Annotated in this window: 9 protein-coding genes; 8 read left to right on the top strand and 1 reads right to left on the bottom strand. The window is 45.1% G+C overall.

Annotated elements, in window-relative coordinates:
* Positions 1-94 precede the first annotated feature (94 nt).
* The 8 genes from lepA (at position 95) to HYN59_RS03575 (ending at position 12,080) form a co-directional block, all read left to right on the top strand.
* On the top strand, positions 95-1,891 hold the full coding sequence (gene lepA, locus HYN59_RS03540; protein WP_108776949.1) for a translation elongation factor 4: 1,797 nt from the start codon (positions 95-97) through the stop codon (positions 1,889-1,891).
* Between the two features lie 375 nt (positions 1,892-2,266).
* Positions 2,267-2,611, top strand: a complete 345-nt coding sequence (locus tag HYN59_RS03545) for a hypothetical protein (RefSeq protein WP_108776950.1) — start codon at positions 2,267-2,269, stop codon at positions 2,609-2,611.
* 137 nt (positions 2,612-2,748) lie between these two features.
* The gene (locus HYN59_RS03550) at positions 2,749-4,011 is read left to right on the top strand and encodes a TolC family protein (RefSeq protein WP_108776951.1); all 1,263 of its coding nucleotides are present in this window, start codon (positions 2,749-2,751) and stop codon (positions 4,009-4,011) included.
* Positions 4,012-4,014: 3 nt separating this feature from the next.
* Entirely contained in the window at positions 4,015-5,109 is a 1,095-nt protein-coding gene (locus tag HYN59_RS03555) for an efflux RND transporter periplasmic adaptor subunit (RefSeq protein WP_108776952.1), read from the top strand.
* A gap of 11 nt (positions 5,110-5,120) precedes the next feature.
* Positions 5,121-8,225: an efflux RND transporter permease subunit gene (locus HYN59_RS03560; protein WP_108776953.1), complete on the top strand. Its 3,105-nt coding sequence runs from the start codon at positions 5,121-5,123 to the stop codon at positions 8,223-8,225.
* Between the two features lie 148 nt (positions 8,226-8,373).
* Positions 8,374-9,774, top strand: coding sequence for a cyclodeaminase/cyclohydrolase family protein (locus tag HYN59_RS03565; RefSeq protein WP_108776954.1), 1,401 nt, complete (start codon positions 8,374-8,376; stop codon positions 9,772-9,774).
* Positions 9,775-10,483: 709 nt separating this feature from the next.
* Positions 10,484-11,536 carry a thiamine-phosphate kinase gene (thiL, locus tag HYN59_RS03570; protein ID WP_108776955.1) on the top strand — a complete coding sequence of 351 codons (1,053 nt, stop codon included), beginning with the start codon at positions 10,484-10,486 and terminating at the stop codon, positions 11,534-11,536.
* Positions 11,537-11,684: 148 nt separating this feature from the next.
* The gene (locus tag HYN59_RS03575) at positions 11,685-12,080 is read left to right on the top strand and encodes a hypothetical protein (protein WP_108776956.1); all 396 of its coding nucleotides are present in this window, start codon (positions 11,685-11,687) and stop codon (positions 12,078-12,080) included.
* A gap of 10 nt (positions 12,081-12,090) precedes the next feature.
* On the opposite strand, the gene HYN59_RS03580 is transcribed toward HYN59_RS03575, so the two are convergent.
* Entirely contained in the window at positions 12,091-12,543 is a 453-nt protein-coding gene (locus tag HYN59_RS03580) for a hypothetical protein (RefSeq protein ID WP_108776957.1), read from the bottom strand.
* Positions 12,544-12,580 lie beyond the last annotated feature (37 nt).

Raw genomic sequence — 12,580 nt, forward strand, 5'->3', positions numbered from 1 at the left:
TCTATATTTGCCGATTAAACGCTACCTTTACCGGTAAGCGAGGGTATCCGCCTTATTTGGGGCGAAATACACAAAAAATTGATAACTGACGAAGATGAAGCATATAAGGAATTTTTGCATAATTGCACACATTGACCACGGAAAAAGCACCCTTGCCGACCGCCTGCTTGATGCCACACAAACGGTTACCGCCCGCGAACAGCAGGCGCAGCTGCTTGACAATATGGACCTGGAGCGCGAGCGCGGCATTACCATAAAAAGCCACGCCATACAGATGGAGTACACTTACAAGGGCGAGCAGTATATCCTCAACCTTATCGATACTCCCGGGCACGTCGATTTCTCTTACGAGGTTTCCCGTTCCATAGCCGCATGCGAAGGCGCGCTGCTTATCGTGGATGCCGCACAGAGCATACAGGCACAAACGATATCCAACCTTTACCTGGCACTGGAAAACGACCTTGAAATTATTCCTGTACTTAACAAGATAGACCTGCCGAGCGCCAACCCGGAAGAGGTGAGTGATGACATTGTGGACTTGTTAGGCTGCAAGCTGGACGACATTATCCCGGCCAGTGGAAAAACCGGCCTCGGCGTAGATAAAATACTTGAAGCGATCATTGAGCGCATCCCTGCCCCTAAAGGCGATCCGGAGGAGCCATTGCAGGCGCTGATATTCGACTCGGTGTATAACCCGTTCCGTGGGATCGAGGTTATATTCAGGGTAAAGAACGGATCGATAAAAAAAGGCCAGAAGATTAAATTCATGGCTACCGGCAATGAATATTTTGCCGATGAGATAGGTACGCTGAAACTGAACCAGGTTCCGAAACAGATCGTGAGCGCGGGGGATGTGGGCTACCTTATTTCCGGTATTAAGGAAGCAAAAGAAGTAAAAGTTGGGGATACTATTACCGATGCCAAAAACCCAACAACCAATATGGTAAGCGGTTTTGAGGATGTAAAGCCAATGGTATTCGCGGGTATTTACCCTGTAGATACCGAGGATTATGAAGAACTGCGCAACTCGATGGAGAAATTGCAGCTGAACGATGCCTCGCTGGTATTTACGGCAGAAAGCTCTGCGGCGCTGGGCTTTGGTTTCCGATGCGGGTTCCTGGGGATGCTTCACATGGAGATTATACAGGAAAGGCTGGAGCGTGAGTTCAACATGACGGTGATTACTACAGTTCCCAACGTATCGTACCTTGCCTACACCAAAAAAGAACCTGAAAAAGGCATTATAGTAAACAACCCGAGCGACCTTCCGGAACCGTCCAAACTGGACCATGTGGAGGAACCGTATATAAAAGCGACTATTATTACCAAGTCGGATTTCGTAGGCAACGTAATGAGCCTGTGTATCGAAAAGCGCGGCCTCATTACCAACCAGACGTACCTGACCACGGAACGTGTAGAGCTGAACTTTGACATGCCGCTGGCAGAAATTGTATTCGACTTCTATGACAGGCTGAAGACAGTGTCTAAGGGCTATGCTTCATTTGACTATTCCCCTATCGGGATGCGTACCTCCAGGCTGGTTCGCCTCGACGTACTGCTGAACGGCCAGGGTGTAGATGCGCTTTCAGCACTGATACACGAAGATAATGCCTATAATATCGGTAAAAAAATGTGCGAGAAGCTGAAGGAACTTATTCCGCGCCAGCAGTTTGACATACCTATCCAGGCCGCTATCGGCGTAAAGGTAATCTCGCGTGAAACGGTTAAGGCACTCCGTAAAGACGTTACCGCCAAATGTTACGGCGGGGATATTTCACGTAAGCGTAAGCTCCTCGAAAAGCAAAAGAAAGGTAAGAAACGTATGCGTCAGGTGGGTAATGTAGAGATACCTCAGGAAGCATTCATGGCGGTATTGAAGCTGAATGATTAAGATCGATTACGGATATAAATTACGAATTACGAACCCGGTGCAGCGATGGCCGGGTTTTTTATTGATCAGAAACTGACAATCGAAAATATCCTCAAAGAAGAACGAAAATGTCACATTGAGCGCAGTCAAAATGCGGCATTCCATTATTCTTGCTTCCCGACTGTGCTCGAAGTGACAATCCTGACATAAACCTCATATCGAACTACGTTAAATAAGAGAATTACAACTTTCAAACGATATAATTATTAAACCATAAAGGAATGTTAAATTTGGCAAGGTTTATGTTGCAGAAAAATATACATTTGCAGTTACGAAACTGAAAACCTTGTGAGGATAAACAAAATACATATTCGTCATCGTATTTTATGGTTGCTTATGGCACTCCATATCCTCAATTTTAGTATCGATAACCCACATACCCTGAGGGAGAATGATATTGTAGACGAAGATTTCGAAGAGGTGGACAGTGTGGTAGAGCTTGTATTGGAAGATGTGATCCATATAGAGAACGCTATCCCCGAGCACCATACCAAATCGCCCGTTGGCCACAAATTAAACATTAAGAAAACCACATGGACCTGTCCGCAACAGGAAGAAGAACTCGTTTTTGAATCTGTTGCACAGCCTAACTTCAGGGTCGTGCTTCCCGATACATTTTATCAGGATTCCCCTTATTATTCGCCTTACCTGGCTTTATTTTCCCCTCCGCCCGAGGCTTAATACTATTTACATTTCTTAATCCGGAACATTGCCTTTATTGGCAGTGTAATGTTATTCGCGTAGGTTTTACCTATGTTTCCGGCACGGCTTGTATCTGCATACAAACCAGTCTACATAATAGTATTAAAATAATCGACATGACATTAAAAAAAATAATGTCCTGCATGGCAATAGTGCTATGCTGGGCCAATATGGCTGCACAAAACCCTCAAACGCTCGACCTTACCATAAAAGAGGCAGAAGAGCTTTTTTTCAAGAACAATTTCTTGCTGCTTGTCGGCCAGTATGGTATTGACAAAGCCGATGCGGCCATAATACAAAGTAAAGTATACCCAAACCCTGAGGTAAGCGCCGATATGATTGCCTACCAGGGGCAGGACAACCTTTATTTTCCTACCGGTAACAGAGGCAATTTTGCCGCGGGGATAGAACAACTTATCCTGCTTGGAGGCAAGCGTAAAGCCGGAATAGAATTGGCAAAAAAAGACAAGGAAATGGCTCAGGCCGACCTTGCCGACCTGACCCGCAACCTGCAATACCAGATATGGCAGTCGTTCTACACCCTGCACAACCAGGAAAAGATCATTAAAAAATATGACCTGCTCCTGCAAAAGCTACAGGAACTCATCAGCAGTTATGAAGTGCAGGTAAGCAAGAACAATGTGGCCCTTAAAGACCTGGTGCGCTTAAAATCGGTTTATGTAAAGATCAACAACGACAAATCGGAAGAAAGCCAGGTGCTTATTGAGGAGCAGCAAAAACTGAATGTGCTTCTCGGCACCTCAGCAACAATTAAAACAAGATACGGCACCGATGATGCGAACAGCTTTGCTGCCAAAAATTTTGTTTATGATGAAATCCTGAACCAGTCGCTGAAAAACAGGGCCGACCTTAACCAGGCAAGGATCGCGACAGAATCGGCAGCGCTTAACCTTAAGCTGCAGCGCAGCCTCGCTATTCCGGATGTAACGCTTCGCGGGGGCTACAACCAGGCGGGCGATGCTTTCAGGAACCAGTACAATATGGGGCTTGCTATATCACTGCCGTTCTTCGACCGTAACCAGGGCAATATCCAGAAAGCGAAGACAGGACAGCTGGAAGCGGGGAAAAATGTGAGCTATAAAGAACTTGAAGTTACCAACGAGGTTCTTGCCGCTTACCAGAACTTTACCCGCAGCGTTGAGGAATACAAACGCATTAACTCGCTTATCAACCAGGATTTTGATGCAGTATTCAACGGCATCAACTCCAATTTCCAGAAAGGCAACGTATCCATGATAGAGTTTGCCGACTTCTTTGAAGCATATAACGAAGCGCAGACCGAAGTGGAAAGGGTTAAAAAACAACTTGCAATCGCCGCTGCAGGGATAAACTTTGTAACAGGCACTAACAACTTTTAAAAAATGAAAACACCGGGCTATATAGTATTAATGGGCGCAGCCATGATGGCAATGACGACTGGCTGCTCTAAAAATGAACAGAAACACGAAGAGGCACCACAAAAATTTGTGATGACCGAAACGATGTATAAGGGGAGCACTTTTGCTACCGCTGATGAAGAATATGCGCAAAACGAAATACGCCTTTTTGGCAAAGTAAGCGCAGAGAATAACAACGTGAGCCAGGTTTTCCCGGCCGTAGGGGGGAATGTGATCGAAATAAAGGCCGAGCTGGGCGACTATGTACAGCAGGGTCAGCTGCTTGCAAGTGTGCGCAGTACCGAGATTGCGGGTTTCCAAAGCCAGGCCAGCGATGCCGACGCGAATGTGAGCATAGCCGAGCGCAACCTGCAAAGCGCGAAAGACATGTATGAGGGAAAGCTTGCCAGCGAAAAAGAGCTGGTAATGGCCCAGAAAGAGCTTGACAAAGCAAAGGCCGAGCAACGAAGGATGAAAGAAGTAAACCAGATATACAGGCTGAAAAGCGGGTCGGTTTATAACATGTACGCGCCTATAAGCGGGTACATTGTAGCCAAGGACATCAGCCCGAACGAGATGCTGAGCAGCAACCGTGAGAGCGCGGTATTTACCATTGCGAAACTTGACCGCGTATGGGTGTTGGCGAATGTGAACGAGAGCGACCTGGACAAGATAAAAACAGACCAGCAGGTAGACATACATACCATAGCATATCCTGATAAAGACATTAAGGGTAAAATTGACAAGATATTCAATGTAATCGATCCCGATACAAGGGCGGCAAAAGCCCTGATAAGCGTACCGAATACCGGAGTGGCGCTTAAGCCCGAAATGAACGCTACCGTTACCGTGCATTTTCCGGACGATAAAAAATTTGTAGCCATACCAAGCGAGGCCGTAGTGTTTGACAAAAGCAAAAACTTCGTGATGGTGTTCAACGGGAAGGACAATATTGACACCAGGGAGGTTACGGTATACCGTGCGCTTGATGACAAAACCTACATATCATCGGGCCTGAAGGCGGGTGAAAAGGTTATCGTGAAGAACAACCTGCTCATCTATGATGCCATTAACGACTAATTGCAGCAGCCATGGTAAAAATGATAAGAAACATAATAGGGTTTTCCCTTCACAATAAGCTATTTACCTTTTTTTGGGTAGCCATTGTGGTGATAGCAGGTGTTATCAGTTATAAAAACATACCGGTTGAAGCATTTCCCGATGTTACCAATACCCAGATAATCATCGTAACGCAGTGGGAAGGCCGCAGCGCCGAGGAAGTGGAGCGTTTCGTGACATCCCCTATTGAGATCTCGATGAACTCGGTGCAGAAGAAAACCAATGTTCGCAGCATTACGATGTTCGGGCTTTCGATAATAAAGATCATATTCGATGATGATGTGGATGATTTCTTCGCGCGGCAGCAGGTGAATAACCAGCTGCGCAACGTAGAACTGCCTGAAGGCATCGAACCCGATGTACAGCCGCCATACGGCCCTACCGGAGAGATATTCCGTTATACATTGCAAAGCAAGGACAAAAACACCCGTGACCTGCTTACCCTGCAAAACTGGGTAATCGACCGCCAGCTGCGCTCGGTACCCGGTGTAGCCGACGTAGTTGCCTTTGGTGGCCGCGAAAAGACCTACGAAATAGAGATAGACCCTATATTACTCCAAAAATACGAGCTCACTTCGCCTCAGGTATACGATGCCATCAGTAAGGCTAATGTGAATGTGGGTGGAGACGTTATCGAGAAGAACGGCCAGGCTTATGTGGTACGCGGTGTCGGGCTTCTGGAAAGCATCAGTGATATAGAAAATACCATCGTGGCGCAATACAACGGCAACCCAATCCTAATCAAGAATATTGGCAAGGTGGTAGAAAGCAACGTGCCGCGTGTGGGCCAGGTGGGCCTTGACGACAATGACGACGTGGTGGAAGGCATCGTGGTAATGCGTAAGAACGAAAACCCATCGATAGTCCTTGCTGCGCTTAAGGAAAAGATCGCCTATGTGCAGGACAATGTACTGCCGAAGGATGTGAAGATGGTTACCTTTTACGACCGCGATAACCTCATGGAATATTGTACCCACACGGTAACACACAACCTTGTGGAAGGTATCGTGCTCGTTACCCTGATCGTATTCCTCTTTATGGCCGACTGGCGTACCACGGTCATTGTGTCGATCATCATACCACTGGCGCTGCTGTTCGCCTTCCTGTGCCTCAGGCTCAAGGGCATGAGCGCCAACCTGCTTTCGCTGGGTGCGGTAGACTTTGGTATCATTATAGACGGTGCGGTCGTCATGGTCGAGGGGCTCTTTGTCGCACTCGACCAGCTGCAGCACAACGTGGGCGAAAAGCGCTTCAACAAGCTGGCCAAGCTGGGGCTTATCCGCAAGACAGGTTCCAAGCTGGGTGTGGCCATCTTCTTCAGTAAGCTGATCATCATCTCTGCCCTCCTCCCTATTTTCTCTTTTGAAAAAGTGGAAGGCAAAATGTTCTCTCCCCTTGCGTGGACGCTTGGTTTTGCATTGCTTGGCGCGCTTATTTTTACCCTTACGCTCGTGCCGGTATTGTGCTCGATCCTCTTAAACAAAAACGTAAAGGAAAAGCACAATGTATTCGTCCGGTTTTTCGACAAATCGGTTTCCAAAGGGCTTAGCTTTACCTTCAGGCATAAAAAAATATCGTTCATTGTATCACTGGTGATCTTAGGGCTTACACTGGTGTCCGCCAAGTTCATGGGGACCGAATTCCTGCCACCGCTGAATGAGGGCGCGCTGTGGGTGGAGGCAAAATTCCCTATGAGCCAGTCTCTTACCGAAACCGTAGACCGCGTGGCCGAGCTGCGCAAGGTGCTGCGTACCTTCCCCGAAGTGAATGGCGTGCTTTCGCAAACGGGCCGAAGCAACGACGGTACCGACCCAAGCGGCTTCTATTATGTTCAGATGCAGGTGAACCTGAAGCCTAAGGAAGAATGGAAGCGCAAGATCACTATGGACGGCCTCGTGGAGGAAATGGACAAAAAGCTGGAGAACTTCCAGGGGATCAACTTCAACTATTCGCAGCCGATCATTGACAACGTGGCCGAAGCCGTGGCGGGTATGAATGCCAGCAACGCCGTGAAGATCTACGGGGACGACCTGAAAACGCTCGACAAGCTGGCCAACGAGGTCATTGCCCGGATGAAGAATGTAGACGGTGTTAAGGATATCGGTATCCTGCGCAATGTGGGGCAGCCCGAGATAAGCATCCGTTTTGATGAAGAAAAAATGGCGCTCTACGGCGTGCAGAAAAGCGATGCCCAAAGCATTATTGAAATGGCGATAGGCGGTAAGACCGCAACACAGAAATACGAAGGCGAGAAAAAATTCGATGTGAGGCTGCGTTACCGCAAGGATTACCGTAAGGACGAAGAAGACATCATGAACCTTATGGTACCTACGCTGCGCGGTACCAAAGTGCCGCTCAAGGAGATCGCATCGCTGAATACCGCTACCGGGCCGGCCTTTATTTACCGTGACAATACCAAAAGGTTCATCGGGGTGAAATTCTCGGTGCGCGACCGCGACCTTGGTAGCACCATTGCCGATGCGCAGGCCCGCGTAAAAGGCCTGAAGCTACCCGAAGGCTACACCATTGGCTGGACAGGTGAGTTCGAGAACCAGATACGCGCCAGCGCCAAACTCGCCCAGGTGGTGCCGGTATCGTTAGTGCTGATCTTCGTGCTGCTGTTCATCATGTTCGGTAATATAAAAGACTCGCTGCTGGTGCTTGTCAATGTCCCTTTTGCCATCATTGGGGGTATACTGGCCCTGCAGCTCACGGGCATCAACTTCGGTATTTCGGCGGGTGTGGGCTTCATCGCTCTGCTGGGTATCTGTATCCAGAACGGCGTGATACTCGTCTCGGAGTTCCACTCCAACCTGCGAAAGAAAATGAGCCTGGCTTCCTCGATCATCGAGGGCGTTAAGTCGCGTACCCGCCCCGTGGTAATGACCGCGCTGATGGCCGCCATAGGCCTGATGCCGGCCGCGATATCTACCGGTATCGGTTCCGAATCGCAGAAACCACTGGCCGTTGCTATCATCGGCGGACTGGTTACAGCAACGCTCTTTACGCTGCTTATATTCCCCAATTTCTTTTACTGGGCAATGAAAAGCAAGCATGAGAAGGATGAGCAGATTTAGATGAGAGATTTTTAGATAATAGATGAGAGACCCGCGGCAGAGATGTTGCGGGTTTTTTGTGAATATGATAGTCACACATTCTACAATAAGATTCTTTTTTTAACATTTAAACTAATTGCTTATCTTTGTGTTTATTAGTATTAAAAACATGAATTTAATAGAGAAAACGGTTGCCGATTTGATGAAAAAATTTGGAGAAGGCAACCATAAGCCAGGATCTGGTAGTGCAGCAGCATTTCAAGGTATGGTTTCTGCAAAACTTATCTCTACAGTAATCAGTTTAACAACTGAAGAAAAAAGGAGAAAACAATACGGGAACATCTTTACTGAAATATTGGATTTCCAAGAGCAAATTGAAAATCGGATTTACCCAAGTCTGACAAGATTGTTTCAAATAGATTCGGAGCAGTTTGATAAAACTATAATTTTAAGAACTGAACGCGATAATGAAGAGGATGAAATTAAAAAAAATCAGTTGAGACTTGAGGCACTAGAACAACTTAAAACTTCTATAGATATACCTTTAGAAATTGGACTTCTTTGTAAAGAATTAGCAGAAATCGCAGCATATATTTTTGATTATGGTTTCAAAGCTGCAAGAGGAGATTCTCAGGTAGGTTTAAGTGGAGCAGTTTCTGCTATAAGCGGATGCATATCAATAATTAGACTTAATGTACTATCATATAGTAGTGATGAATATCAATATACTAAATCTGTAGTAGCGAAGGTAGACAGTCTTGATAAAGTTTATCAAGAGCTAAGCATCGTTGTAAACGCAAGAATTAGAGTACTACAAGATGAATATGATGCTAAAGTTCCCTTATTTGAAGGTATTAATGAGATTATTAAGAAATATAGAGCAGATAAAAAGCTAAAAATAGAAAATTGCGCCCGGGATTTGCAGAATCTCATTTGGGCTAACAAAAACTTAATTTGGAAGAAAAACACTCCTAATGATGTTTTAGAAATCTTACGCCCTGATATAATTTTCAGACAAGTTTTAGGATATGGATATATAGAAAATGGCAGATATGCTGTCGCTTATGAAGATGGCGGAGATGTTGAGGTTGCAGGAGTTATTGATCAGCCTAATAAATTGGTTGCAGTTTCAAACAATTACTCAGATGAGGTTAGAAGGTTTACGGCAGCACATGAATTAGGTCATGCAATACTCCATAGTCAGCCCATTTTGCATAGAGATATTCCGTGTGACTCAATTGGTATTCGGAAAAGCCGTGATTATACTGAAGTAGAGGCTGATAAATTTGCCACCTATTTTCTTATGCCTGAAAGAATAATATTACGAGAGTTTCATAGAATTTATTCCGTACCGCAATTTCAACTCAATGAAGACTTAGCCTTTAAATTTGGTGGGCGTAGTACTATTGATTTAAGGCGGGAATGTAAGGATAGAAGAGGACTATCTAGAAAGTTAGCTTCTGCGGAGTTATACAATGACAATTATTTTACATCACTCTCGAAACTGTTTGGTGTTTCAATTGAGGCTATGGCAATTCGTCTTGAAGAACTGAATCTTGTATTGTATTAGGGAGTGTTTTTTCATCCTCGGCAAAATCTTTATCGCCTTTGGGATATACGAAATGATACAGGCTTTCCGTAAATTCAAAGCATAATGAAAAAAGCATTTCTCTTTTACATTCTTATCATCCTGGCATTATCTCTTATGCGTTTTTTCATAAAAATTACCTGAAGTTTGAACTGGCCGGTGAAATTCCAAATACACGGAATGAGTATTATCCTGATGCCTATCAGTTTTTTCATTCGGATAGTGAACTGCAAAGTTATTTTTCTACAAATAAAGACACGGAGCAACAAAGGGAATTTGCAAAACATATCGTATTTGATTTCAAAAACTATAGTTATGTAGTTGTATGTGGCAGGAAAATAAGATCAATGCATCACAGTTACTAAGAGTCTGTGTTTGACGATATTTCCCCGGATTATGCACGACCTTCATCACGGACAGTAGTATTTATTGAATATGAAAATGCGTCTGAAGGCGAAGGCATTTATTTCTACAAGTCCGACGGGATAGCAGACTTCGTGGTTTTTTTGGTGTGTGATTCGATCAATTATTGTAGAGACGCATTGAATGCGTCTACAGGCTAATGAAAAACACCTCAGCACGCGAGACACATTCAATGTGTCTCTACCTGTAAATTACTATGATAAACTTTCCCCCACTCCTACTTGTAAACTTTGTAACTTTGCAACCTTAAACTTGCAACTCACAAGAAATGATAGAAGACAAAAACCAGCCCCGTACCAGCCTTTCTAACCTTGGCGAATTCGGGCTTATAGAGCACCTTACCCAAAATATTGAAATAGCACAGCCCACAACCATAAAAGGCATTGGCGATGACGGCGCTGTGCTTGATTTTAAGGAGAAGAAAGTGGTGGTTTCAACCGACCTGCTTATCGAAGGCGTGCACTTTGACCTGGCCTATATGCCGCTAAAGCATTTGGGCTACAAAGCCGCTGTGGTGAACGTGTCGGATATCTGCGCCATGAACGCCAAGCCGACGCAAATTACCGTTTCGATAGCAGTGTCCAACCGCTTCCCTGTTGAGGCGTTAGACGAGCTCTATGACGGTATTAAGCATGCTGCCAGGGTATATGGGGTGGACATCATCGGGGGCGATACCACGTCGTCGCAAAAAGGGATGATCCTGAGCATTACCGCTATCGGCGAAGCTGATGAAGACGATATTACCTACCGCGTGGGCGCTACCGATACCGACCTGTTGGTACTTACCGGCGATATTGGTTCGGCCTACATGGGCCTGCAGGTGCTCGAAAGGGAAAAGCAGGTGTTTCAGGTAAACCCCGACAACCAGCCCGACCTTGATGCGTACACTTACCTGATAGAACGCCAGCTGAAACCGGAAGCGCGTATGGACGTGAAGGAACTGCTGAAAGCGCTGGAAATAAAGCCTACGTCGATGATCGATGTATCGGATGGATTGTCGTCTGAGATCATGCATTTATGCAAACAGTCGGGTGTAGGATGTAATTTATACGAAGACAAACTACCGCTCGACCCGCAGCTTATTAATGTATGCGAGGAATTCAATATTGACAGTACCACGGTTGCCATCAACGGCGGCGAAGATTATGAGCTGCTGTTCACCATCCGCATGGATGATTACGATAAGATAAAGGGCAACCCTAACTTTACCATCATCGGCCATATGACGCAGGAAAGCGAAGGCATCCACCTGGTGACCCGCGCCAATACCAAGATCCCATTGAAAGCAAGGGGATGGAATGCGCTTAAAGAAGAGGAATAGTTACGGGTTTAGGCATCTCGACTGCGCTCGATGTGACAGCATAACGTAAATACGAAATACATCGTTATCAGTTCGAGCGCAGCCTGTCTACCGACAAGGGCAGGTCGGGAAAAAGGGTTCGTGTTATGAAAATTCCTATATTTATATCATGAAACCCGAAAACAAAAACTTCCTGAAGTTTTGCCTGCTGGTATTTTTAACAGCGGTACTGGCGTATTCGCTTTTCTTCGTTGCGGCATTGGCCTATAGCCAGCCTATGGGCGCGTATAGCTGGCTACAGGCTTATATGTTTGGGTTTATTCTTCACCTGCCGCTGTGGTTTGGGGCGTTATTAATTGCCGGGCTTATACTTAAAAAGCCATTCCCAAAGAAAGTGACCTTTATATTGGAAGCATTACTTTTTACTATGTTGCTGCTTCCATTGATACTGAAAGATCCCCGTGAATTTTTTGATACGATCCTGCTGCCCTATTATGCTGTTGATTTCCTGCTGTGCCTGGCATTGCTGTTGAAATTGAGGGTGCGGGTTGTAAGACACCAATAATTACATTATTTTAATTATTATTGAGATACCTTTCGATATCATATTCCTGATAGCCATTAACACAATGTTTTATTCGCGATATTACAGCTTCTGTCATTTGAAAATTTTCTATTTCTTCTTCAAAATATATCAGTTCTGCAATTTCATGCTCTTTACTTGTATCTAATCCTCCAAGCCAAGGCATTGTATCGAGTGTCTTAAGTATTTGACCATAGTTTGGATTTGTTTCTAATGTCTTTTTGCGTAAAAGTTCTAATACAATTTTACTCGAAACCGATATATCTCCTCCTTTAGCATAAAGATTAATCAAGCTATCAAGTTCATTCTCTCCAAAAGTATCGAGATAATTTTCCATCAAAATTGAATTGTAGGATATGATTCCAATTATCTCATTTTTGGAATATGCATGATCAAGAATAGCGAATTTGAAAGCCAGATAAACTGTCGAAATTTGTTCTTTCATATAATTAAACCAAACGCCCCCTTCCGGAGGCGTTATA

Source organism: Flavobacterium album (assembly GCF_003096035.1).
In the GTDB taxonomy this organism is placed as follows: Bacteria; Bacteroidota; Bacteroidia; order Flavobacteriales; family Flavobacteriaceae; genus Flavobacterium; species Flavobacterium album.

Bases quoted from the DNA above. Each gene is read 5' to 3' on its own strand.
- lepA (WP_108776949.1), top strand. From the start codon at position 95: ATGAAGCATATAAGGAATTTTTGCATAATTGCACACATTGACCACGGA.
- HYN59_RS03545 (WP_108776950.1), top strand. From the start codon at position 2,267: ATGGCACTCCATATCCTCAATTTTAGTATCGATAACCCACATACCCTG.
- HYN59_RS03550 (WP_108776951.1), top strand. From the start codon at position 2,749: ATGACATTAAAAAAAATAATGTCCTGCATGGCAATAGTGCTATGCTGG.
- HYN59_RS03555 (WP_108776952.1), top strand. From the start codon at position 4,015: ATGAAAACACCGGGCTATATAGTATTAATGGGCGCAGCCATGATGGCA.
- HYN59_RS03560 (WP_108776953.1), top strand. From the start codon at position 5,121: ATGGTAAAAATGATAAGAAACATAATAGGGTTTTCCCTTCACAATAAG.
- HYN59_RS03565 (WP_108776954.1), top strand. From the start codon at position 8,374: ATGAATTTAATAGAGAAAACGGTTGCCGATTTGATGAAAAAATTTGGA.
- thiL (WP_108776955.1), top strand. From the start codon at position 10,484: ATGATAGAAGACAAAAACCAGCCCCGTACCAGCCTTTCTAACCTTGGC.
- HYN59_RS03575 (WP_108776956.1), top strand. From the start codon at position 11,685: ATGAAACCCGAAAACAAAAACTTCCTGAAGTTTTGCCTGCTGGTATTT.
- HYN59_RS03580 (WP_108776957.1), bottom strand. From the start codon at position 12,543: ATGAAAGAACAAATTTCGACAGTTTATCTGGCTTTCAAATTCGCTATT.